Raw genomic sequence first — 22,766 nt, 5'->3', positions numbered from 1 at the left:
GTACCCGAGGCGTCAGTACCCGAGGTTCGGGGCCAGCCAGCGCTCGGCCTCCTCGACGCTCCAGCCCTTGCGCGCGGCGTAGTCCTCGACCTGGTCCCGGCCGATCTTGCCGACGGCGAAGTACGTCGCCTCCGGGTGGGCGAGGTAGACCCCGGACACGGCCGACGGCGGCGTCATCGCGTAGGACGACGTCAGCGCGAGCCCGACCTGCGCCGCGTCGAGCAGGTCGAACAGCGTCTGCTTCTCCGTGTGGTCGGGCTGGGCGGGGTAACCGGGGGCGGGCCGGATGCCGGCGTAGCGCTCGCGGATCAGCTCGGCGACGGGCAGCCGCTCGTCGGGCGCGTAGCCCCAGTAGCGCGTGCGGACCTCGCGGTGCAGCCACTCGGCGAAGGCCTCGGCCAGGCGGTCGGCGAGCGCCTTGACCAGGATCGCCGTGTAGTCGTCGCCGTCGCGCTCGTAGCCGGCGGCGAGCTCCTCGGCGCCGTGGATCGCCACCGCGAAGGCGCCGATGTGGTCGCCCGCGGGCGCGACGAAGTCCGCGAGGGCCGTCAGGTCGCCCGCGCGCTCGCGCTGCTGGCGCAGCGTGTGCAGCACGGCGAGCGGCGCGCCCGCGTCAGCCCCCGCGGCGTGCACCTCGATGTCGTCGCCCACCCGCCGGGCGGGCCAGAGGCCGACGACGCCCTCCGCGCGCACCAGGTCCTCGCGCACCATCGCGTCGAGCAGCGCCCGGGCGTCGGCGAACAGCTCGCGGGCCTGCTCGCCCTGGCGCGGGTCGTCCAGGATCCGGGGGTAGGTGCCGCGCAGCTCCCAGCTCGTGAACAGGGGCGTCCAGTCGATCACCTCGACCAGCTCGGCGAGCGCGGGGCGTACGACGTGGCGGCCCGGTTCGCGCGGCGGCGGGGGCGTCGGCGGCGCGACCCGCGTCGCGCGGCGGCGCGCCTCCGCCAGCGGCACGAGCGCGTGGTCCTTCTCGCGGTGGCGCTCGCGCAGGGCGGCGTGGTCGGCCGCCGTGCGCGCGGCGACCTCGTCCGGGCGGGCCAGCAGGTCCGCGACCACGCCGACCGCGCGGCTCGCGTCGGCGACGTGCACGACGGTGTGGGGGTAGACCGGGTCGATCTTGACCGCGGTGTGGGCCCGGCTCGTCGTCGCCCCGCCGATCATCAGGGGCGTGCGCAGACCCTGCCGCGCCATCTCCGCCGCGAGGGCGACCATCTCGTGCAGGCTCGGCGTGATGAGGCCCGAGGCGCCCACGACGTCGGCACCGAGCTCGGCGGCGGCCGCGAGGATCTTCTCGGCCGGCACCATGACGCCCAGGTCGTGCACCGTGTAGCCGTTGCACGCGAGCACGACGCCGACGATGTTCTTGCCGATGTCGTGGACGTCGCCCTTGACCGTGGCCATGACGACGGTGCCCTTGCCGCGTGCCTCGATCTCGCCGGCGGCCTCGCGGGCGGCCTTCTCCGCCTCGAGGTAGGGCGTCAGGTGCGCGACGGCGGCCTTCATCACGCGTGCCGACTTCACGACCTGCGGCAGGAACATCTTCCCGGCGCCGAAGAGGTCGCCGACGACGTCCATGCCCGCCATGAGCGGCCCCTCGATGACACGCAGCGGCGAGCCGAGCTCGCGGTACGCCTCCTCGGCGTCGGCCGCGACGTGCTCGACGATGCCGTTGATGAGCGCGTGCGAGAGGCGGTCGGCCACGGGCAGCTCGCGCCAGGCCTGCAGCTCGGGTGCGTCCTTGCGCACCTTCTTGTAGGAGTCGGCGAGCGCGAGCAGCCGCTCCGTGGCGTCCGGGCGGCGCGCGAGGATGACGTCCTCCACCGCCTCGCGCAGGTCGGGCTCGATCTCGCTCTCCACCGTGAGCATGCCCGCGTTGACGATGCCCATGTCGAGGCCGGCGGCGATCGCGTGCGAGAGGAACACCGCGTGCATCGCCTCGCGCACGTGGTTGTTGCCGCGGAAGGAGAACGAGACGTTGCTGATGCCGCCGCTCGTGAGCGCGCCGGGGAGGTTCGCCTTGATCCAGCGGACGGCCTCGATGAAGTCGCGGGCGTACCCGTCGTGCTCCGCCATGCCGGTCGCGACGGTGAGCACGTTCGGGTCGAAGATGATGTCCTGCGGCCGGTACCCCGCCTCGTCGACCAGCAGCCGGTACGCGCGCTCGCAGATCGCGGTGCGGCGCTCGAGCGTGTCCGCCTGCCCCTGCTCGTCGAAGGCCATGACCACGACGGCGGCGCCGTAGCGCCGGACCCGCCGCGCCCGCTCCAGGAACGCCTCGGGGCCGTCCTTGAGCGAGAGCGAGTTGACGACGGCCTTGCCCTGGACCCGGCGCAGCCCGGACTCGAGGACGGTCCAGTCCGAGGAGTCGATCATCACGGGGACGCGCGCGATGTCCGGCTCGACGGCGAGCAGGTTGAGGAACCGCGACATGGTCTGCGGGCCGTCGAGCATGCCGTCGTCGACGTTGACGTCGACGAGCTGGGCGCCGCCCGCCACCTGCTGCGCGGCGATCGCGACCATCGCGGCGTCGTCGCCCGCGAGCACGGCCTTCTGGAACCGCGGGCTGCCGGTGATGTTGGTGCGCTCGCCGACGTTGACGAAGTTGGTCTCGGGGGTGAGCACGAACGGCTCGAGGCCCGACAGGCGCAGGTAGGGCGACGGGGGTGGGGGCACGCGCGGCGCGACGCCGTCGACGGCGTCCGCGATGGCGCGGATGTGCTCGGGCGTCGTGCCGCAGCAGCCACCGACCACGTTGAGCAGGCCCTCGCGCGCGAAGCGTCCGAGGACCTCCGCCATCTCCTGCGGCGTCTCCTCGTACTCGCCGAACGCGTTGGGCAGCCCCGCGTTGGGGTGCGCGGAGACCAGCGCCGTGGTCGCGCCGCCGAGCTCGCGCAGGTACGGGTGCAGCAGCGCGGGACCGAGCGCGCAGTTCAGACCGACGGAGAACAGGTCGGCGTGCTCGGTGCTGATGACGAAGGCCTCGGGCGTCTGCCCGGACAGCGTCCGGCCGCTCTGGTCGGTGATGGTCCCCGAGAGCATGATCGGCAGCCGTGTCCCCGTCGCCGCGAACGCCTCCTCGCACGCGAAGAGCGCGGCCTTGGCGTTGAGGGTGTCGAAGACCGTCTCGACCAGCAGGAGGTCGGCGCCGCCGCGGATCAGGGCGCTCACCTGCTCGGTGTAGGCGGCAGCGAGGTCCTCGAACGTGACGTTGCGGAAGCCCGGGCGCTCCACGTCGGGCGACAGGGACGCGGTCCGGTTCGTGGGGCCGACGGCGCCCGCGACCCAGCGCGGCCGGCCGTCGCGTGCCTCGGCCTCGTCGGCGGCCTGCCGCGCGAGCCGCGCCGCCGCCTCGTTCATCTCCGGGACGAGGCGCTCGGTGCCGTAGTCGGCCTGCGAGATCACCGTGCTGTTGAACGTGTTGGTGCTCGTGATGTCGGCGCCCGCGTCGAGGTAGGCGCGGTGGACGTCGAGCACGACGTCGGGGCGCGTCAGCTGCAGCAGGTCGAAGTTGCCCGCGTAGCTGCGGCCCTCCTCGGCGCCGTCGACACGGAAGTCCCGCTCCTCGAGACCGGCGCGCTGCAGCATCGTGCCCCAGGCGCCGTCCAGCACGAGGATCCGGTCACGAGCCTCCGCGACAAGGCGCGCGGAGCGCTCCGAGCGAGTGCTCGGACTCATGCGTCACCCCATCCCATGGCCTCGCGGCGAGTTTACGCGAGCGGGATCGTGGGCAGGATGGTGCCCATGGACGCCTATGCCTCCGCCGACGTGCGCGCCGCCGAGGCGCCCCTGCTGGCCCGCGAGCGCGGTTACGCCGGGGGGCTGATGCACCACGCCGCCACGGCGCTCGCCCGCGCCGTCCGCCAGGAGCTGCGGCGGGTCCGGGGCAGGGTGGCCGGCGCGGGCGTCGTCGCGCTGGTCGGCTCCGGCAACAACGGCGGCGACGCGCTGCACGCCCTCGCGCTCCTCGCGCCCCACGGCGTCCGCGTCACGGCCGTGACCGCGGCCCCGGCCGTCCATGCCGGCGGCCTCGAGGCCCTGCGCGCGGCGGGCGGACGCGTGCTGGTCCTGGTGGCCGACCCCGCCGGGCCGAGCGCCACCACCTGGCTCGGCGACGCCCTCGCCGAGGCGTTCGCGGCCGACGTCGTGCTCGACGCCCTGGTGGGGATCGGTGGGCGCGGGCCGCTGCGCGAGCCGGCGGCGCGCGTGGTCGCGCTGCTCACGGAGCTGCTCGCCGCGGCGGACGCCGACGGGGACGCCGGCTCCGCGCCGGGGAGCGCGCGCCCCGTCGTCGTCGCCGTGGACGTGCCGAGCGGCACCGGCGTGGACGACGGCACCGTGCCCGGTCCCGTGCTCCCCGCCGACCGGACCGTGACCTTCGGCGTCGCCAAGCCCGGCCTCCTGCTGCCGCCCGCGCGCCTGCGGGCCGGTGAGCTGACCGTCGTCGACCTGCCCGGGCTGCGCCCGGAGCTGGCCCGCGCCGAGGCCCGGCCGGCGGTCCGCACGCTCGAGCCGCACGACGTCCGGCGGCTGTGGCCCGTCCCGCGCGCCGCGGGCGACAAGTACGCCCGCGGCGTCGTGGGCGTCGTCGCCGGCACGGCCGCGTACCCGGGCGCGGCGGTGCTGACCGTCGCGGGCGCGCTCGGCGCCGGGTGCGGCATGGTGCGCTACGTCGGCCCGGAGGCGGTCGGGCGCGCCGTCGTGGCCGCGCACCCCGAGGTCGTGGTGGGGGAGGGACGGGTGCAGGCCTGGGTCCTGGGCCCCGGCACGGCCGACGGCGACGAGCAGTCCGGCCGCGTGCGCGAGGCGCTCGAGCGCGCCGCCGCCGACCGCGTCCCGGCCGTGGTCGACGCCGGGGCGCTCGCGGCCGTCGCCGCGGCGGACCTCGGGCCCCACGTGATCCTCACCCCGCACGCCGGGGAGCTCGCGCGCCTGCTGTCTGCGGTCGGCGCCCCGGTCGAGCGCGCCGCGGTCGAGGCCGAGCCGCTGCGGTGGGCGCGTGCCGCCCACGACGCCACGGGGGCGACGGTGCTGCTCAAGGGCGCGGTGACGGTCGTCGTCGGGCCCGGCGGGGTGCTGGCGCAGGCCGACGCGCCCTCGTGGCTCGCGACCGCCGGGGCCGGGGACGTGCTCGCGGGCGTGCTCGGCGCGGTGCTCGCCGGACGCGCCGGGGACGTCGCCGACGACGGCGCGCTCGCCGGCGAGCTCGCGGCGCTGGCGGCGCTGACCCACGGCCGGGCGGCGCACGAGGCCGCGCCCGGCGGCCCGGTGACGGCGAGCGCCGTCGCGGCGGCGCTCCCGCGCACCGTCGCCGCGCTCCTGCGGGACCCGGCGTGAGCGATGGGCCGGGCGCCGCGGCCTCGCTCGACGTCGGGCTGCTGGAGCGTGCGCGGGCGCTCGCGTCCGGACCGCGGCGCCTCCTCGGGATCGTCGGGCCGCCCGGCGCGGGGAAGTCCACGCTGGCCGCCGCCGTCGTGGCCGGCCTGGGCCCGACCCGGGCCGTCCTGGTGCCGATGGACGGCTTCCACCTCGCGCAGGCGGAGCTCGAGCGGCTCGGCCGCGCGGACCGCAAGGGTGCGCCCGACACCTTCGACGCCGCGGGCCTCGTGGCGCTGCTGCTCCGGCTGCGGGCCGGGCGGGTCGGGGGAGCGCCGGCCACCGGAGCGACGGACGGGACCGGCGAGGTCGTCTACGCCCCGACGTTCGACCGCAGGCTCGAGGAGCCCGTGGCCGGCGCGATCGCCGTGCCGCCGGACGTGCCGCTCGTCGTCGTCGAGGGCAACTACCTGCTCCACGACGAGGGGCCGTGGGCCGGCGTCGCCGCGCTGCTCGACGAGACGTGGTGCGTCGACGTCGACGACGACGTGCGGCTGGAGCGGCTCGTCGCGCGTCACGTCGCCTTCGGCAAGCCGCCGGCGGCCGCCCGCGCGTGGGCGACGGGACCGGACGAGGCCAACGCCCGCCTGGTGGCCCGGACCCGTCACCGGGCGGACCTGTGGCTGCGCCCCGACCCCGACGGCACCTGGCGGCCGGTGCCCCCGCGCCCGTGACCACGTCCGTTCCCACCGACGACGTCCGCCACACCGGACGTGCTCGGTGGGAACGGACGTGCTCGGCGGCGGAGGGACGGGCTGGGGGTGCTCGGCGGCGGCCTGTGGGGGCGGCGTGGGGGTGGCCGTGGGCGGTGCCAGACTTGGGGGGTGCCGACCGACGTGAGCGCCTTCCCCGCCCGAGCCGTCGTCGACCTCGCCGCCGTGCGGTCGAACGTCGAGGCGCTGCGGGGGCGCGCCCCGGGCGCGCAGGTCATGGCCGTGGTCAAGGCGGACGCGTACGGGCACGGGCTCGTCCCCTCGGCGCGCGCCGCGCTCGCCGGCGGCGCGACGTGGCTGGGCGTCGCGCAGCTCGATGAGGCGCTGGCGCTGCGCGCCGCCGGCGTCACCGCGCGGACGCTGACCTGGCTGTATGCGCCCGGCGCGCCGCTGGACCTCGCCGTCACCGCCGATCTCGACGTGTCCGTCCCGGCGCTGTGGGCCCTGGACGAGGTGGCCGCCGCCGCGCGGGCCACCGGCCGGACCGCGCGCGTGCACCTCAAGGTCGACACCGGCCTGGGCCGCGGCGGCGTCATGCCGCGCGACCTCGACGCGCTCCTGGACGCCGCGCTCGCCGCCCAGGCCGAGGGCGTGGTCGACGTCGTGGGGGTGTGGTCGCACCTGGCATGGGCGGACGCGCCGGATCACCCGACCGTGCTCGCGCAGGCCGCGGTCTTCGCCGACGCCGTGGCGCTCGCGGAGCGGCGCGGGGCGCGCCTGGAGGTGCGGCACCTCGCCAACTCCGCCGCGACGCTGACCAACCCCGCCATGCACTTCGACCTCGTGCGGCCCGGGCTCGCGGTCTTCGGGCTCTCGCCCGCGCCGCAGCTCGGCACGCCGGCCGACTACGGGCTGACGCCCGCGATGCGGCTCGAGGCGCGGCTCGTGCTCACCAAGACCGTGCCCGCCGGGCAGGGGGTGTCCTACGCGCACGCCTACGTCACGCCGCGCGAGACGGTGCTGGGCGTGGTCCCGCTCGGCTACGGGGACGGCGTGCCGCGCCACGCCTCGGGCGGTGCTGACCGCTGGGGCGGACCCGTGCAGGTCGGCGGCCGGCGCCTCGGGGTCGCCGGACGCGTGTGCATGGACCAGTTCGTGCTCGACCTGGGCCCGGGTGCGACCGAGCGCGCGGGGGACACGGTGGTGCTGTTCGGCTCCGGGCACGACGGCGAGCCCACGGCCGAGGACTGGGCCGCGGCCGCCGACACCATCTCCTACGAGGTGGTCACGCGTCTGGGGGCGCGGGTTCCGCGCACCTACGTCGGCGGCGACGGGGCCGGGGAGCAGGCCGGGGAGCCGGCCGACGAGGAGGCCGCCGCGCCGGCCGCGGAGCAGGCGGGCAGCACGGAGGTGCGGGCATGAGCGCGACGACCACGGTGACGCTCCCGGACGCCGAGGCGACCCGCGCCTACGGCCGGGCGCTCGCGGGCGTGCTGCGCGCGGGTGACCTGGTGGTCCTCACGGGTCCGCTCGGCGCGGGCAAGACGACGTTCACGCAGGGGATCGGCACGGGGCTCGGCGTGCGCGGGCAGGTGGCGTCGCCCACGTTCATCATCGCGCGGGTGCACCCGTCGCTCGCCGACGGGCCCGCGCTGGTCCACGTCGACGCCTACCGCCTCGGCTCGCTCGAGGAGCTCGACGCCCTCGACCTCGACGCCGGGCTGGAGGAGTCCGTGACGGTCGTCGAGTGGGGCGAGGGGCTGGCCGAGGTCCTCTCCGAGGACCGCCTCGAGGTGACGATCCAGCGCCCCCACGGCGACGTGGGCGGTGCGTCGGGGCAGGCCGCCGACGACGCCCTGCTGGACGCCGCCGAGTCCGGCGCGCGCACCGTCACGGTGCGCGCCGTCGGCCCACGGTGGGCCGACGTGGTGCTGCCGGGCTGAGAGGATCGACGTCGTGCCCCTCCTCGCCCTGGACACCTCCGCCGACATCGCGGTCGCCGTCGTCGACGACGACGGCCTGACGCTCGCCGCCCGCCGCGTCGCCGAGCAGCGCCGGCACGCCGAGCTCCTCGCGCCGCTCGTCGTGGCGGCGCTCGCCGAGGCCGGTGTCGACCGGCGCGCGCTCGGCGCCGTGGTCGCCGGGACCGGCCCCGCGCCCTTCACGGGCCTGCGCGCGGGGCTCGTGACCGCCCGCACGCTGGCCTTCGCGCTCGGCGTCCCCGTCCACGGGGTGTGCTCGCTGGACGCCCTCGCCGTCCAGGCGTGGGAGGCGGGCGCCCCGGGCGACGCCGAGGTCGTCGTCGTCACGGACGCGCGACGCCGCGAGCTGTACACGGCGCGGTACCGCCGCGCCGGTGACGGCGAGGCCCGGGGCGACGTCGTCCCGGTGGACGGACCCGCCGTCGTGCGGCCCGACGACCTGGCCGCGACGCTCGCGGCGCGTGGGGGTGTCGTCGTCGGCCCCGGCCTCGCGGTGCACCCCCTGCCCTCCGCGGGCGACGCGCCCCTCGTCGACGGCGTGGATGCGGCCGTCCTGGCGCGCCTCGCCCTCGCGCGGCGCGGTGGCCTCGCGGGCCTGACCACCGGCGAGCCCCTGCCCACCGAGCCGCTCTACCTGCGCCGGCCCGACGTCATGCCGGCCGCCGCCCGCAAGCGGGTCACCGGGTGAGCGCTGCGCCGCACGCTCCCGGCGACCTGCGCCGGCTCGTCGCCGCGGACGTCCCCCGCCTGGCCGAGATCGAGCGCGAGCTGTTCGGCCCCTCGGCGTGGTCGGTGGGGATGCTGCGCGAGGAGCTCGCGGCCGACGGGCGCTGGTACGTCGGCGTCGACGTCGCCGGCCCGGACGGTGCGCCCGTGCTGGCCGCGTACGCGGGCCTGTGGTTCGACGGCGACGTGGCCCAGGTGATGACGCTCGGCGTCGTGCCGGCGGCGCAGCGCCGCGGGCTCGGCGCGGCGCTGCTCGCGGCGCTCGTCGGCCGCGCCCGCGAGCTCGGGGCGCAGGCCGTGCTCCTCGAGGTGCGCGTCGACAACGAGCCCGCGCTCGCGCTCTACCGGGCCGCGGGGTTCGAGGTGCTCGGACGCCGTCGCCGGTACTACCAGCCCGAGGACGTCGACGCCTTCACGATGCGGCTCGAGCTGGCTCCCGCGCCGGCGCCCGGCTCCGGGCCCGTGGCCGGGGACGCGGCCGGCGACGCCTACCCTGGACACCATGTCTGACGCGCTCGTCCTCGGCATCGAGACCTCCTGCGACGAGACGGGCGTCGCGCTCGTGCGGGTCACCGACCAGGGCAGCGAGCTGCTCACCGACGTCGTCGCGAGCTCGATGGACGAGCACGCGCGCTTCGGCGGGATCATCCCGGAGATCGCGTCCCGCGCCCACCTCGAGGCGATGGTGCCCACGCTGCGCACCGCGCTCGAGCGGGCCGACGTCGACCTCGGGCAGGTGGACGCGATCGCCGTCACGGCGGGGCCCGGGCTCGTCGGCCCGCTCACCGTGGGCGCCGCCGCCGCCAAGGCCCTCGCCGTCGGGCTCGACGTGCCCCTCTACGGCGTCAACCACGTCATCGGGCACGCGGCCGTCGACGAGCTCGTCCACGGCGCCTTCCCGGAGCGCGTCATGGCGCTCGTCGTCTCGGGCGGGCACTCCTCGCTCCTGCTCGTCGACGACGTCGCGACCGACGTCACCGAGCTCGGGCACACGCTCGACGACGCCGCGGGGGAGGCCTTCGACAAGGTGGGGCGCCTGCTGGGGCTGCCCTACCCGGGCGGGCCGCACATCGACCGCCTCGCGCGCGAGGGCGACCCGACGGCGATCCGCTTCCCGCGCGGGCTCACGGCAGCCAAGGACCAGGCCCGGCACGCGGACGACTTCTCCTTCTCGGGGCTGAAGACGGCCGTCGCGCGCTGGGTCGAGGCGCGCCGGGACGCCGGGCAGGAGATCCCGCTGAACGACGTCGCCGCGTCGTTCGCGGCAGCGGTCGCCGACGTGCTCACGGCGAAGACGATCGCGGCGTGCCGGCGGCACGGGGTCGACACGCTCGTCGTCGGCGGCGGGTTCTCCGCCAACTCGCAGCTGCGCGAGCTGGCGGCCCAGCGCTGCGCGGAGGCCGGCATCACGCTGCGCATCCCGCCGATCCGCTACTGCACGGACAACGGGGCCATGATCGCGGCGCTCGGGGCCGCGGTGGTCCGTCGCGGGGTGCGGCCCAGCCCGCTGGACCTGCCGGTCGACTCGTCGATGCCGCTCACGCAGGTCACGGTCTGAGCGGTCCGTCCGGTCCCGCCGGCGGCCTCAGCCCCACGCCCGCCACACGCGCGAGCCGAGCAGGAACGCGACCGCGCCGACCGCGACGAGCACCGCCGCGCCGGGTGCCGACGGCGTCTGGGTCACGGAGAACTCGTCCTGCGTGGCGACGAAGACCGTCGGGGCGCCGAAGGGGTAGCGCGTCACGGTGCCGCCGCCGAGGGCCTCGAGGGTGTCGAGCGTCCCGATGGCGTACGCGCCGCCCAGGTAGACCATCATGCCCACGGCGAGCGTGGCCGCGACGGCGCCCGAGTTCCAGCGGGGCAGCGGGCGGCCGAGCTCGGACGTGTAGCTCTCGGCCAGGACCAGCGGGTGGCCGAGGTCGCGCACGGCGCGCGCCATGCCGACGTCGGCCGCTGCGTGCGTGAGCTCCGCGCGCAGGTCGCGCTGGACCTGCTTGCCCTGGCGCCGCGGGTAGTCCTGCAGGTGCCACGAGAGGCGCGCCAGGTACCACTCGCGCCGGAGGCGGTCGCGGACGCTCAGGCGTGCCGGCGGTGCGGCCGCCTGGCCGGGGTCGCCCTCGGGCGCCGGGGCGCCGGTCGTGGTCGTCATGTCGGCTCCTGGGTGGTGGTGCGGTCGAGGACGGTGCGGACGGTGCGGGTGAGGTCCGACCAACCGCGCACGGAATCGGCGAGGTGCTCGGCGCCCGGCGCCGTCGGCCGGTAGTACTTGCGCGCGGGACCGGACGAGGACGCGACGAGGCGCGAGGCGATGAGGCCGTCCCGCTCGAGGCGCGTGAGCACCGGGTACACGGTGCCGGTGGCGATGTCGGTGAGCCCGTCCGCCTGCAGCCGGGTGACCAGCTCGTAGCCGTACGACTCCTGCTCGGTGAGCAAGAGGAGCACGAGCATGGGCAGCACGCCCTTGAGGAGCTGGGGGTCCCGCGCGGCCGGCGTCACGCCTCAGAGGCTATACCTACTACTCGGCATTGCCAACTAGCCGGCTCAGAGTGGCGCGCCCGCCCGCATCTCCTCGACCAGCGCCGCCACGACCGGGTCGAGGTCGCCGCCGTGCCGGCGCGCGACGGCGCGCTGGCGCTGGTAGGACGCGCCCTTGCGCAGGATCGTGCGGACGCCGTCGAGCTCGGCCGTGCACCGCAGGCGCTCCGCGACGGGCTCGAGGTCGACGAGCATGCGCTCGACCGCGTCCGTGACCAGCTCCTCCTCGCCGTGCGCGTCGAGGATGATGATCGCGTCCATGCCGTAGCGCGCGGAGCGCCACTTGTTCTCCTGCGCGAACCAGGGCGGCAGGGTCGGCAGCTCCTTGCCCTCGTCGAGCATCGTCGAGAAGTGCTCCACGAGGCAGTGGATGACGGCGGCGAACGCCATCACCTCGGCGAGGTTCGAGGCGCCGTCGCAGACGCGGACCTCGAGCGTGCCGAAGCGCGGCGAGGGGCGCACGTCCCACCGGATCTCGTCGATCTGGTCGATCACGCCCGTGTGCAGCATGTCGTGCGCGTAGCCCTCGAGCTGCTCCCAACGGTCGAACTGGAACGGCAGGCCCGCCGTCGGCAGCTGCTGGAACATCAGCGCGCGGTTGGACGCGTAGCCCGTGTCCTTGCCGCCCCAGAACGGGGACGACGCCGACAGCGACTGCAGGTGCGGGAAGTACGTGAGCACCGCGCGCAGGATCGGCAGGACCTTGTCGCGGTCCTCGATGCCCACGTGCACGTGGACGCCGTAGATGAGCATCTGGCGGCCCCACCACTGCGTCCGGTCGATGAGGGTCGCGTAGCGCTGCTTGTCGGTGACCTTCTGCTGGGCCCAGCGCGCGAACGGGTGCGTGCCCGCGCACATGAGCTCGACCCGCAGCGGGTCCGTCACGGCGCGGATCTCCTCGATGCTCGCCTCGAGGTCACGGCCGGCCTCGGCGACGGTCCGGCACACGCGCGTGGCGATCTCGACGGTGTTGAGCAGCAGCTCCTGGCGGATCGTCGGGTGCTCGCCGCCGTCGGGCGGCGCCACCGCGTCGAGCACCGTCTGCGCCACCTGGCGCAGGTCGCCCGAGTCCGCGTCCACCAGCGCGAGCTCCCACTCGACCCCGAGGGTCGACCGCTCGGACCGGGCGAACGGGATCTCCATCAGACCGGCTCCACGAGGAGCACCTGCTGCGACCCGTTCACGCGGGTCAGCACGATCGTGGCCTCGGCGTCGCCCTTGAGGTCGAGCTGCTTGCGCAGCTGCTCGGGCACCACGGCGGTGCCCCGCTTCTTGATGGTCAGGCGCCCGACGCCGCGCTCGCGCAGGGCCGTGCGCAGCCGCTTGAGCCCGAACGGCATGACGTCGAGCACGCGGTACGCGGTGCTCAGTGCGCGCACGTCGGGCGAGTCGGTGGGGGAGGCCGGGGCCAGGTGGTCCGAGGTCACGTAGGCAATGGTGGGGTCGAGCAGGCGCCCGCGCACCCCCTCCGCGACCAGAGAGACGAGGCCGGAGCGGATCACGGCGCCGTCGGGCTCGTAGAGGTACGCGCCCGGCGGCCCGACGTCGGCCCCCGGGACGCCGTCGGCCGGCGCCCGGAGCGTCGCGGCGGACTCCCCGCGCAGGACGAGCGCCGTGCGGCCGGGGCCGTCCGGGGCGAGCGGGCCGAACCACAGACCGGCCTCGACGACGTCGCCGTCGACCGAGACCCACTGCGCCTCCGCGTCGTCGGGGACGGCCGTGTGCGGGATCGCGGGACCGACCTTCACGCCCAGGGCGGGCGCGCGGCGCCGCAGCTCCAGGACGTCGTCGAGCGGCGGCGTGTAGGCCGCGGGGTCGTGACGCCTGCGGCCGGCGGCCGTGCGGCGCGCCGGGTCCGCGAACACCCCGTCGACCCCGTCCGCGCCGCCGGGCGCGAGGTCGAGCGTGAGCCCGTCGACGTGCCTGACCTCGGCCTCGGGGAAGTGGCGCAGGTTCACCGTGGCCACGGCGGCGGTGAGCTCGTCGACCTCGGCCGCCAGCACGCCCAGGCCGAGCGCGGAGAACGCCATCGCGTCGCCGCCGATGCCGCACGTCAGGTCGGCGACCCGGGTGCACCCGGCCGACGTGAACCGCTGGGCGTGGCGGGCGCCGACGGTCAGCCGCGTCGCCTGCTCGAGGCCCGCGGGCGTGAAGAGCATGCCGGCCGCGAAGTCGCCGAACTTCTCCCGGCCCTTCGCACGCAGCCGCGACTGGGTCAGCGCGGCGGCCACCAGCACGGGGTCGACGCCCTCCTTGGCGAGCCGCTCGGACAGGACCATGGCCAGCCGCTCGTCGTACGGGGGCAGCGCGCCGAGCAGCGCCCACCCGTCCGGGCTGAGCAGCAGCGAGAGCGAGCGTTCGTCCACGTCGCCGATCCTGGCACGCCGCCCGCCCCGCGGCCGCGTCGGCCGACCCGCGTTGGCACTCGTGTTGACCGAGTGCTAACGCCGCGCATAGATTCCCCTTGGCAGTCCTCCTCGGAGGGTGCCAGCCGCACCGGGACCTGAGGGGTTGTCCGGCACCCGCGACGACGGGCAGCCCTGGGGCCCGCGGCCATGAACCGATCCGTTCCCACGAATGCGAAGGGGAGGTCCGCTGTGTCGGTCTCCATCAAGCCGCTCGAGGACCGCGTCGTCGTCCGTACGCTCGAGGCAGAGCAGACGACGGCCTCCGGTCTGGTCATCCCGGACACCGCGAAGGAGAAGCCCCAGGAGGGCGAGGTCCTCGCGGTGGGTCCGGGCCGCGTCGACGACAACGGCCAGCGCGTGCCGCTGGACGTCGCTGTCGGCGACACCGTGATCTACAGCAAGTACGGCGGCACCGAGGTCAAGTACTCGGGCGAGGAGTACCTCATCCTCTCGGCTCGCGACATCCTGGCCGTCGTCGTCAAGTGACGTCGGCCGCGCGCTGATCACCGCGCGCGCAGCACGCACGACGAAGCCCCGCACCAGCTGGTGCGGGGCTTCGTCGTGTGTCTGCCTGCCGGTGCCGAGCCGTACGCCGACGACGGCTCGGACCGGCCGGGAACGCTCAGCCGGCCTTGCGGAGCCGGTTCGCGAGCACGGCGGCGCGCTCCTCCTCGGAGAGCCCGCCCCACACGCCGTACGGCTCGCGGACGGCCAGCGAGTGCTCGCGGCACGTCTGCATCACGGGGCACGTGGCGCACACGGCCTTGGCGGCCTCGGCGCGGCGGCGCCGTGCGGAACCTCGCTCGCCCTCGGGGTGGAAGAAGAGGGTCGGGTCCGCGTCGCGGCACTTGCCCTCGTACTGCCACTCCCACAGGTCCATGACCGGGCCGGGCAGGCGCGAGATCTCCGTCATCGGGTCCTCCAGTAGTTCTCGGGTTGAGCCGCTGCGGGCACAGACCCAGTGGCGGTCATCGCGTCGGCGATGCGCCCAACCTAGAACCGCGTCAGAAGTTGGTCAACCCCCTTGGTCGAACTTGTTCGGCGGCGGGGCGCGCCTGCGGCAAGACCGCGCAGGCCGGTGCGCCGGTGGAGCGATTCCCGGGGGGCGCGACGCGTTCGGTCCCGCCGGTCCGGCGGGCCGGGTGGCGTACCGTGTCAGGAGTTGGGCACAATCGCGTCATGGTCATGACGCGAACCGTCGCGACGAGGACACGGGCGGAGGTGCTGGCGTCATGACCGGTCCCCAGGGCGAGCCGAGCCAGGAGCAGGGGACGGCCGCGTCAGGGCCCTCGCTCACCGTGGCCGCCGTCGCCCGCCGCCTCGGCGTGGCCCCCGCGACGCTGCGCACGTGGGACCGCCGCTACGGCCTCGGACCCTCGGAGCACATGGCCGGGGCGCACCGCAGGTACTCCGCGCACGACCTGTCGCGGCTGCTCGTCATGCGCCGCCTCACGCTGGAGGGCGTCGCGCCCTCGGAGGCGGCACGCGCGGCCCTGGAGAGCGACGAGGCCCCGGCGACCGCGCCGACCGGCCCCACGACCGCCGAGGTCCTCGACGCCTACTCCGACGCGGTCCCGATGGCGCCCGACCCCGCCGGCCTGGTCGCCGCGGCCGGCCACTTCGACAACGCCGCCGTGCGGTGGATGCTCGCGCGGGTGCACGCCCGGGACGTCATCGCCTGGTGGTCCGAGCTCGTGGCGCCGGCGCTCCAGCTGCTCGCCGAGCGCGCCGTCCTCGAGCGTCCCGGCGAGAGCGCGGCGCCCGTGCTGGAGGCGGCGGCCTTCGCCGAGCTCCGCAGCCGGGCCGCCGTCGCGACCGCCCGGCAGGGCTCGGCCTCCGGCGCGACCGGCACGCCGGACCGTCCGCGGCCGGCGGTCCTGGTGGTGCCGACCGCCGGCGGGGCCGACCTGCTCGCGCACTGCCTGGCCACGGCGCTGCAGGCCAGCGGGGTGCGGGCGCGCGTGCTGTCCGCCGGCGGGGAGGCTGCGATGGCGACGGCCGTGGAGCGCCTGGCGCCCGCGGCGGTCCTGCTGCACGTGGGGCCGGACGACGAGGCGGCCGAGCGCGCGGACCGCCTCGTCCGTGCGGTCGACGCCGCGCGTCCCGGGCTCCCGATCTTCGTGCAGCGCGAGGGCGCCGCCGCCTTCGAGCCGTCGACGGGGGTGCCGGTGCACCGGGTGCGCACCCTGACCGGCGCGCTCCACGAGGTGCTCGCGGTCGTCGGCTGAACGGTTCACCCGGGCGCAGGGCTAACGTCCGGGCCCCCGCCGGTCGATGAGGTCCTGGCGCGGCACCTCGCCGTCGCACCGTCGCCACGGCCCCTCGGGTGCCGCACGCGGACCGGAAGGAGGACGATGGCAGGCATCGTCGTGTGCCACGGCTCGTCCGCCGTGCGCGACCGGATCGTCTCCGCAGCCCACGGGGTGCCGGCGCTCGCGCCCGCCCGCGGCGCGGCCACCGCGGAGGAGCTCGTCGCCCTGGCGCGGCGCTCGTCGCCCGCCCTCGTGCTGCTGGACGCACACCTGCCCGGTGCCGGTCCGATCGAGGCCATGCGGCGCCTGCGCGCCGTCGGGGCCACGCCCGTCGTCATCATGCTCGCCGTCCCGGGCGACGAGATCACCCTCGACCGGGCGATCGCGCTCGGCGCCCGCGGCTACCTCGCGCCCGACGTGGACCGCAGCGAGCTCGTCGCCGTCGCCGCCCACAGCCTCACATCGGCCCACGTGCCCCAGCAGGCCGGGCACGCGCAGCGCACGGAGCAGGCGCCCGCGCCGCGTGCCGACGGCGACGCCGCCCCCGGCCCCGCCGTCGAGCTCACGAAGCGCGAGCTCGAGGTGCTGGCGGGCATGAGCCACGGCCGGTCCAACGCGCAGATCGGCGGGGAGCTCTTCCTGTCCGAGGACACCGTCAAGACCCACGCGCGCCGGCTCTTCCGCAAGCTCGGCGCGTCCGACCGTGCGCAGGCGGTCGCCATCGGCCTGCGCCGGGGCCTCATCCGCTGAGCCCGGCCCGACCCGGGCCGACGGTGCGTGGACGCCCGCCCCGGCCGCGCGGCGCGGCGCCTACCATCGAGAGGTGGACACGGAGACCTCGCCAGCGCACCCGGACCCCTTCGGCTTCATCGGCCTGACGTACGACGACGTCCTCCTGCTGCCCGGCGAGACGGACGTGATCCCGAGCGAGGTCGACACGACCTCGCGGCTGACGCGCGAGCTCAGCGTCGCCGTCCCGCTCGTCTCCGCCGCCATGGACACCGTGACCGAGGCGCGCATGGCGATCGCCATGGCGCGGCAGGGCGGCGTGGGCGTGCTCCACCGCAACCTGTCCATCGCGGACCAGGCGCACCAGGTGGACCTCGTCAAGCGCTCCGAGTCCGGCATGGTGACGGACCCCGTGACGGTCGGCCCGGAGGCCACGCTCGCCGAGCTCGACGCCCTGTGCGGCAAGTACCGCGTCAGCGGCCTCCCGGTCGTCGACGAGCAGCAGCGCCTGCTCGGCATCATCACCAACCGCGACCTGCGCTTCGTGGCGCCCGGCGACTTCACGACGCTGCGCGTGCGCGAGGTGATGACGCCGATGCCGCTGGTCACCGGCCCGGTCGGCATCTCGCGCGCGGACGCGGCGGCGCTCCTGGCCAAGCACAAGGTCGAGAAGCTGCCCCTGGTCGACGAGGACGGCGCGCTCCAGGGCCTCATCACCGTCAAGGACTTCGTGAAGTCCGAGCAGTACCCGCTGGCCACCAAGGACGGCGAGGGCCGGCTCGTGGTCGGCGCGGCGGTCGGGTTCTTCGGCGACGCCTGGGACCGCGTCACCGCGCTCGTCGAGGCCGGCGTGGACGTGCTCGTCGTCGACACCGCGAACGGCCACGCGCGCCTCATGCTCGACATGGTGCGCCGCATCAAGTCCGACCCGGGCACCCGCCACGTCCAGGTGATCGGCGGCAACATCGCGACGCGGGCCGGCGCGCAGGCGCTCGTCGACGCGGGCGTGGACGCCGTCAAGGTCGGCGTCGGGCCGGGCTCGATCTGCACCACACGCGTGGTCGCCGGCGTCGGCGTGCCGCAGGTCACCGCGATCTACGAGGCGGCCCAGGCGTGCAAGCCCGCGGGGGTCCCGGTGATCGGCGACGGGGGCCTGCAGTACTCCGGCGACATCGCCAAGGCGCTCGTCGCCGGCGCGGACACCGTCATGCTGGGCGGCCTCCTCGCGGGCTGCGACGAGAGCCCCGGCGACCTCGTGTTCGTCAACGGCAAGCAGTTCAAGCGGTACCGCGGCATGGCGTCGCTCGGCGCGATGCAGTCGCGGGGCGACCGGCGCTCGTACTCCAAGGACCGCTACTTCCAGGGCGACCTGTCCGACGACGAGATCATCACCGAGGGCATCGAGGGCCAGGTGCCGTACCGGGGCCCGCTCGCCGCGGTCGCGCACCAGCTCGTCGGCGGGCTGCACCAGTCGATGTTCTACGTCGGCGCCCGCACGGTGCCCGAGCTCCAGGCCCGCGGTCGGTTCGTCCGGATCACGCCCGCGGGGCTCAAGGAGTCGCACCCGCACGACGTCCAGATGATCTCCGAGGCCCCCAACTACTCGTCCCGATGACGGCGACCGGATCCCGCACCGACCCGCTCGCCGGCATCCCGGTCGAGGCCGTCACCGCCCTTGTCGAGGAGGTCGCCCGCACGGTCGTGCGGCCCCGCTTCCGGGACCTCGCCAGGGGCGACGTCAGCGAGAAGGGCCCCGGCGACCTCGTGACGGTCGTCGACGTCGCGGCCGAGGTGGCACTCGCCGAGGGACTCACCCGGCTGACGCCCGGCGTGCCGGTGGTCGGGGAGGAGGCCGTCGCGGCGGACCCCGCCCTGCTCGACGTCGTCGCGGACGCGGACCGCGTCTGGGTGCTCGACCCCATCGACGGGACGCAGGCGTTCGTCGACGGCGCGCCCGACTACGCCGTGATGGTGGCCCTCGTCGCCGGCGGGGAGTCCGTCGCCGGCTGGATCTGCCTGCCCGAGCAGGGACGCACGTACGTGGCGGTGCGGGGCGGCGGCACCTGGCTCGACGGCCGGCGCCTCACCGCGGCCGACGCCGACCTCCACGCCCTGCGCGGCGCCGCGGCGACGAAGTTCCTGCCGCGCGGTCCCGCGGAGCTGCCCGACGGCGTGCTCGCGCGCGTCGAGGCGGGCATCGCGGCGCTCGGGCCCGGGGCGGCGACGAGCGACCGGCTGTGGTCCGGCGCGGCGTACGGACGGATCCTCGCGGGCGAGGCGGACTTCGCCTTCTACTGGCGCACCAACCCGTGGGACCACGCCGCGGGCGCCGTGCTGGTGCGCGAGGCGGGCGGCGTGAGCCGCCGACCGGACGGCTCGGACTACCGCCCGGGCGACGACGGCGTCGGGCTGGTCGTGGCGTCGTCGGCGGAGGTGGCCGACGCCGTGGTCGCGGCGCTGCGTCCCGTGCTCCCCGCGGGCGAGGAGCCGGCCGCACGCTAGGGGTGCGCCGCCGCCGGGGTGTGTCCCCGGCGTCCCGTCACGCCGCGAGCGGGCGGGCGCGGCGCAGCGGCCAGGACAGGTCCGCGGTCCGGCGCTCGCGACCCGGTTCGGGTGGGCGCGCGTTGTAGCCCTGCGCCCAGGCGCGGTGCGCGTCGACCTGGAGGTCGTGGAGGTCGTCGAGCGCCATCGTCCCGATGGCCGGGAACGCGCGCGCCAGCGCGTCGAGCACGCCGATCGTGGCCGCGACGTCGACGTCGGCCGTGTGCAGCGCGCCCACGGGCCGCACCGCGTAGTGGTCGCACAGCGTGCCCAGGCGCCGCGCGCCCTCCCGTGCGCGGTCGAGGTGCCGGTCGAGCACGAGCGGGTCGAGGACGACGCGCACGTCCCGGCCGAGGCGCTCGCCCAGCGACGCGAGGCCGTGACGACGCAGCTCGGCGTCGAGCAGGGACAGGTCGAACGACGCGTTGAACGCGACCACCGGCTCGCCGTGGGAGAGCGCGTCGGCCAGCTCGCCGGCGATCTCCTCGAGCGCCGGTCCGGGGGCCGGCCGTGGCGCCGTGCGTGCTCGCTCGTGATCCCGTGGACCGCGGTGGCGTCCGGTGGGATCGGCACGCCGGGGTCGACGAGCCAGGTGGTCACCGAGGTCGAGCGTCCCTCGCGGCGCACCACCGCCGCCGTGACGATCCGGTCCTCACCGACGTCGACGCCGGTGGTCTCCGTGTCGAACCCGACGACGGGGGCCTGCGTCCAGCTCATCCGCACCTCCTGCGGCCAGCCTCGCAGCCGGCGCCGACACCCGCGGGGCAGGCGCGCCGGGCGCCCGCACGTCACGCGCGCCGCACGGGCGCCCGAGGTGCGGGGTGCGCGGCGGTGCCGCAGGCTCGTCGTGACCCCATCCCCACGGACGAGAGGACGAGCATGAGCCACCTCACCGGCAAGACGATCGTGTTCCTCACCAGCACCAAGGGCGTCGAGGAGCCCGAGCTCACCGAGCCGTGGAAGGCCGTGCAGGAGCACGGCGGCACGCCCGTGCTCGTGGCGCCGGAGGCGGGCGAGGTCACGGCCGTGAACAACGACCTCGAGCCCGGCGGCACCTACCCGGTCGACCGGACCGTCGCCGACGTCGGCGTGGACGACCTGGACGGCCTCGTGCTGCCCGGCGGGACCGTCAACGCGGACTCCCTGCGCCTGGAGGCCGACGCGATCGCCCTGGTCAAGGCCGTGGCGGAGGCGGGCAAGCCCATCGCCGCCATCTGCCACGGGCCCTGGGCGCTGGTCGAGGCCGGCGTCGTCGAGGGCAAGACCCTGACCTCCTACCCGAGCCTGCGCACGGACGTCCGCAACGCGGGCGGCACGTGGACCGACGGCGAGGCCGTGGTGTGCCGCGAGCGGTTCCCGCTCGTGACGTCGCGCACCCCGGACGACCTGCCGGCCTTCAACCGGGAGCTGCTCGCGCTCTTCGAGTGAGCCCGGACCGACCGCAGGGCGGGCGCCGGGGCGTCCGGCCCCCGCCCGCCGGTAACCTGGGGCCGTGAGCAACGAGATCGAGATCGGCCGCGGCAAGCGCGGGCGCCGCGCCTACTCCTTCGACGACGTCGCCGTCGTGCCCTCGCGCAGGACGCGCGACCCGGAGGAGGTGTCGGTCGGCTGGCAGATCGACGCCTACCACTTCGACCTGCCGGTCGTCGCGGCCCCGATGGACTCGGTGATGAGCCCCGAGACCGCCGTCGCGCTCGGCCGTCACGGCGGCCTGGGCGTCCTCGACCTCGAGGGCCTGTGGACGCGCTACGAGGACCCGACGCCGTTCCTCGAGGAGATCGGGACGCTCGACGCGTCCGCCGCGACCGCGCGGATGCAGGAGATCTACGCGGCGCCGATCATCCCGGAGCTCATCACCCAGCGGCTCCAGGAGGTGCGCAGCGCCGGCGTGACGGTCGCGGGCGCGCTGTCGCCGCAGCGGACCCAGCAGTACTGGAAGCACGTGGTCGACGCGGGCGTCGACCTCTTCGTCATCCGGGGCACCACGGTCTCCGCCGAGCACGTGTCCAGCCGGGCCGAGCCGCTCAACCTCAAGCGCTTCATCTACGAGCTCGACGTCCCGGTCATCGTCGGCGGTGCGTCCACCTACACGGCGGCGCTGCACCTCATGCGCACCGGCGCGGCGGGCGTCCTCGTCGGCTTCGGCGGCGGTGCCGCCCACACCACGCGGACGTCGCTCGGCATCCACGCGCCCATGGCGACCGCGGTGGCCGACGTCGCCGCGGCGCGCCGGGACTACCTCGACGAGTCGGGGGGCCGGTACGTGCACGTGATCGCCGACGGCGGCGTCGGACGCGCGGGCGACCTCGTCAAGGCCGTCGCGTGCGGCGCGGACGCCGTGATGCTCGGCGCGGCGCTGGCGCGCGCCGCCGAGGCGCCGGGCCGGGGCTGGCACTGGGGCCCCGAGGCGCACCACCCGGAGCTCCCGCGCGGCGAGCGCGTCGGCGTGGGCACCGCCGGGACGCTGCAGGAGATCCTCTTCGGCCCGGGCAAGCAGGCGGACGGCACCCTGAACCTGGTCGGTGCCCTGCGTCGCGCGCTGGCCACCACCGGCTACTCGGACCTCAAGGAGTTCCAGCGGGTCGAGGTCGTCGTCTCGCCGTACCAGCCGCACTGAGACGCCCGACGCACCACCGACAGAGCGCCGCGCCCCCACGGGGGCGCGGCGCTCTGTCGTTCTCGGCGGCGGGCGAGGGTTGACGCCGGACTGAAACGGAAGTAGACAAAGCCATATCAACACCCGAACGGGCGAGAGGCCAGGGCGTGTACGCGACGGAGCGGCAGCAGGAGATCCTCGTCCGGGCGCGCCTCGACGGCCGCGTCGAGGTCAAGGACCTCGCCGAGCAGCTCGACGTCACGCCCGAGACGGTGCGCCGCGACCTGACCACGCTCGAGCGCCGCGGGGTCCTGCGCCGCGTCCACGGCGGGGCGATCCCGGTCGAGCGGCTCGGCATCGAGCCGGCGGTCGCCGACCGCGAGGGCCGCATGGCGGGGCAGAAGGAGCGCATCGCCAAGGCGGCGCTCGACGAGCTCCCCGACGGCGGCGCCATCGTCCTCGACGCCGGCACGACGACGATCCGCCTGGCCGAGATGCTCCCGACGGACCGGGAGCTCACCGTGGTGACGCACGCCCTGCCGGTCGCGATGGTCCTCGCGTCGCGCCCCAGCATCACGCTGCACCTGCTGGGCGGCACCGTGCGCGGCCGGACGCTGGCCGCCGTCGGCCCGTGGGCCGAGCGCGCGATGGCCGACGTCTACGCGGACGTGGCCTTCCTCGGGACGAACGGGCTCACGGTGGAGCGCGGGCTCACGACCCCGGACCTCGCGGAGGCCGGCGTCAAGCGCGCCCTCGTCGCCGCCGCGCGCCGCACGGTGGTGCTCGCCGACCACACCAAGGTCGGGCGGGCCGACTTTGCGCAGGTCGCGCCGCTGTCGGTGGTGGACACCGTCATCACGGACTCGGAGCTCGAGCCCGACCTGGCCGAGGAGATCGAGGCGGCGGGACCGCGGGTGGTCCGCGCATGAGCGACGGCGCCCCACCGGCGCCACCCACGACGTCGCCCGGCG

Annotated in this window: 22 protein-coding genes and 1 pseudogene; 15 read left to right on the top strand and 8 right to left on the bottom strand. The window is 76.0% G+C overall.

From position 1 onward, the window contains the following. Window positions 1-12: 12 nt before the first annotated feature. Window positions 13-3,675: a methionine synthase gene (gene metH / locus H2O74_RS13225; protein WP_182112004.1), complete on the bottom strand. Its 3,663-nt coding sequence runs from the start codon at window positions 3,673-3,675 to the stop codon at window positions 13-15. 66 nt (window positions 3,676-3,741) lie between these two features. On the opposite strand from metH, the gene H2O74_RS13220 reads away from it, so the two are divergent. From H2O74_RS13220 to tsaD, 7 genes are all read left to right on the top strand, one after another. Beyond that, window positions 3,742-5,334, top strand: a complete 1,593-nt coding sequence (locus tag H2O74_RS13220; RefSeq protein WP_255491632.1) for a bifunctional ADP-dependent NAD(P)H-hydrate dehydratase/NAD(P)H-hydrate epimerase — start codon at window positions 3,742-3,744, stop codon at window positions 5,332-5,334. Next, window positions 5,331-6,047 (top strand): nucleoside/nucleotide kinase family protein, encoded by a 717-nt coding sequence (locus tag H2O74_RS13215; protein WP_182112002.1) that lies wholly within the window; start codon window positions 5,331-5,333, stop codon window positions 6,045-6,047. Before H2O74_RS13220 ends, H2O74_RS13215 begins: the two co-directional genes overlap by 4 nt. Before the next feature lie 150 nt (window positions 6,048-6,197). Next, window positions 6,198-7,448: an alanine racemase gene (gene alr / locus H2O74_RS13210; RefSeq protein WP_255491631.1), complete on the top strand. Its 1,251-nt coding sequence runs from the start codon at window positions 6,198-6,200 to the stop codon at window positions 7,446-7,448. Continuing rightward, complete coding sequence (tsaE, locus tag H2O74_RS13205; RefSeq protein WP_182112001.1) at window positions 7,445-7,969, top strand: tRNA (adenosine(37)-N6)-threonylcarbamoyltransferase complex ATPase subunit type 1 TsaE; 525 nt, start codon at window positions 7,445-7,447, stop codon at window positions 7,967-7,969. The genes alr and tsaE overlap by 4 nt, the downstream gene beginning before the upstream one ends. Window positions 7,970-7,982: 13 nt before the next feature. Beyond that, window positions 7,983-8,696 carry a tRNA (adenosine(37)-N6)-threonylcarbamoyltransferase complex dimerization subunit type 1 TsaB gene (gene tsaB, locus H2O74_RS13200; protein WP_182112000.1) on the top strand — a complete coding sequence of 238 codons (714 nt, stop codon included), beginning with the start codon at window positions 7,983-7,985 and terminating at the stop codon, window positions 8,694-8,696. Continuing rightward, window positions 8,693-9,244, top strand: coding sequence for a ribosomal protein S18-alanine N-acetyltransferase (rimI, locus tag H2O74_RS13195; RefSeq protein WP_220457966.1), 552 nt, complete (start codon window positions 8,693-8,695; stop codon window positions 9,242-9,244). The genes tsaB and rimI overlap by 4 nt, the downstream gene beginning before the upstream one ends. Beyond that, window positions 9,237-10,292 (top strand): tRNA (adenosine(37)-N6)-threonylcarbamoyltransferase complex transferase subunit TsaD, encoded by a 1,056-nt coding sequence (tsaD, locus tag H2O74_RS13190; RefSeq protein ID WP_182111999.1) that lies wholly within the window; start codon window positions 9,237-9,239, stop codon window positions 10,290-10,292. Before rimI ends, tsaD begins: the two co-directional genes overlap by 8 nt. Window positions 10,293-10,319: 27 nt before the next feature. Here the strand turns inward: tsaD and H2O74_RS13185 are convergent, their stop codons facing one another. The 4 genes from H2O74_RS13185 to H2O74_RS13170 are packed head-to-tail and all read right to left on the bottom strand — an operon-like array spanning window position 10,320 to window position 13,635. Continuing rightward, on the bottom strand, window positions 10,320-10,883 hold the full coding sequence (locus H2O74_RS13185) for a hypothetical protein (RefSeq protein ID WP_182111998.1): 564 nt from the start codon (window positions 10,881-10,883) through the stop codon (window positions 10,320-10,322). After that, window positions 10,880-11,230: a PadR family transcriptional regulator gene (locus H2O74_RS13180; protein ID WP_255491630.1), complete on the bottom strand. Its 351-nt coding sequence runs from the start codon at window positions 11,228-11,230 to the stop codon at window positions 10,880-10,882. The genes H2O74_RS13185 and H2O74_RS13180 overlap by 4 nt, the downstream gene beginning before the upstream one ends. Window positions 11,231-11,275: 45 nt before the next feature. After that, window positions 11,276-12,412, bottom strand: coding sequence for a glutamate--cysteine ligase (locus tag H2O74_RS13175; RefSeq protein WP_182111997.1), 1,137 nt, complete (start codon window positions 12,410-12,412; stop codon window positions 11,276-11,278). Then, window positions 12,412-13,635, bottom strand: coding sequence for an SAM-dependent methyltransferase (locus H2O74_RS13170; protein WP_182111996.1), 1,224 nt, complete (start codon window positions 13,633-13,635; stop codon window positions 12,412-12,414). Before H2O74_RS13170 ends, H2O74_RS13175 begins: the two co-directional genes overlap by 1 nt. A gap of 231 nt (window positions 13,636-13,866) precedes the next feature. Here H2O74_RS13170 and groES point away from each other — a divergent pair, with 231 nt between their 5' ends. Then, window positions 13,867-14,163, top strand: coding sequence for a co-chaperone GroES (groES, locus tag H2O74_RS13165; RefSeq protein WP_199422729.1), 297 nt, complete (start codon window positions 13,867-13,869; stop codon window positions 14,161-14,163). 136 nt (window positions 14,164-14,299) lie between these two features. Here the strand turns inward: groES and H2O74_RS13160 are convergent, their stop codons facing one another. Further along, entirely contained in the window at window positions 14,300-14,590 is a 291-nt protein-coding gene (locus H2O74_RS13160; RefSeq protein ID WP_182111994.1) for a WhiB family transcriptional regulator, read from the bottom strand. Between the two features lie 319 nt (window positions 14,591-14,909). Here H2O74_RS13160 and H2O74_RS13155 point away from each other — a divergent pair, with 319 nt between their 5' ends. The 4 genes from H2O74_RS13155 (at window position 14,910) to H2O74_RS13140 (ending at window position 19,160) form a co-directional block, all read left to right on the top strand. Beyond that, window positions 14,910-15,905 (top strand): MerR family transcriptional regulator, encoded by a 996-nt coding sequence (locus H2O74_RS13155; RefSeq protein ID WP_182111993.1) that lies wholly within the window; start codon window positions 14,910-14,912, stop codon window positions 15,903-15,905. A 126-nt stretch (window positions 15,906-16,031) separates the two neighbouring features. Further along, window positions 16,032-16,679, top strand: a complete 648-nt coding sequence (locus H2O74_RS13150) for a response regulator transcription factor (protein ID WP_182111992.1) — start codon at window positions 16,032-16,034, stop codon at window positions 16,677-16,679. 73 nt (window positions 16,680-16,752) lie between these two features. Next, window positions 16,753-18,273 carry an IMP dehydrogenase gene (gene guaB / locus H2O74_RS13145; RefSeq protein ID WP_182111991.1) on the top strand — a complete coding sequence of 507 codons (1,521 nt, stop codon included), beginning with the start codon at window positions 16,753-16,755 and terminating at the stop codon, window positions 18,271-18,273. Continuing rightward, complete coding sequence (locus tag H2O74_RS13140; protein ID WP_182111990.1) at window positions 18,270-19,160, top strand: inositol monophosphatase family protein; 891 nt, start codon at window positions 18,270-18,272, stop codon at window positions 19,158-19,160. Before guaB ends, H2O74_RS13140 begins: the two co-directional genes overlap by 4 nt. Window positions 19,161-19,197: 37 nt before the next feature. Here H2O74_RS13140 and H2O74_RS16725 read toward each other — a convergent pair whose 3' ends face one another. Together H2O74_RS16725 and H2O74_RS16720 are read right to left on the bottom strand one after the other, a co-directional pair. After that, on the bottom strand, window positions 19,198-19,638 hold the full coding sequence (locus H2O74_RS16725) for a hypothetical protein (protein WP_255491629.1): 441 nt from the start codon (window positions 19,636-19,638) through the stop codon (window positions 19,198-19,200). A 128-nt stretch (window positions 19,639-19,766) separates the two neighbouring features. Further along, window positions 19,767-19,916 (bottom strand): annotated as a pseudogene (locus tag H2O74_RS16720) (DNA polymerase III subunit epsilon); the annotation flags it as partial. 162 nt (window positions 19,917-20,078) lie between these two features. Between H2O74_RS16720 and H2O74_RS13130 the strand changes: the two are divergent. The 3 genes from H2O74_RS13130 to H2O74_RS13120 all read left to right on the top strand — a co-directional run bounded on the left by H2O74_RS13130 (window position 20,079) and on the right by H2O74_RS13120 (window position 22,724). After that, the gene (locus tag H2O74_RS13130) at window positions 20,079-20,627 is read left to right on the top strand and encodes a type 1 glutamine amidotransferase domain-containing protein (RefSeq protein WP_182111989.1); all 549 of its coding nucleotides are present in this window, start codon (window positions 20,079-20,081) and stop codon (window positions 20,625-20,627) included. A 64-nt stretch (window positions 20,628-20,691) separates the two neighbouring features. Beyond that, a complete protein-coding gene (locus tag H2O74_RS13125) occupies window positions 20,692-21,816 on the top strand; it encodes a GuaB3 family IMP dehydrogenase-related protein (protein ID WP_182111988.1) in 1,125 nt (374 codons plus the stop codon). 146 nt (window positions 21,817-21,962) lie between these two features. Continuing rightward, window positions 21,963-22,724 (top strand): DeoR/GlpR family DNA-binding transcription regulator, encoded by a 762-nt coding sequence (locus H2O74_RS13120; RefSeq protein ID WP_182111987.1) that lies wholly within the window; start codon window positions 21,963-21,965, stop codon window positions 22,722-22,724. Window positions 22,725-22,766: the final 42 nt, after the last annotated feature.

Source organism: Actinotalea sp. JY-7876, from assembly GCF_014042015.1.
GTDB lineage: Bacteria > Actinomycetota > Actinomycetes > Actinomycetales > Cellulomonadaceae > Actinotalea.
Note: the sequence above shows the minus strand (reverse complement) of the source record. Positions and strands in the feature narration are given on the sequence as shown.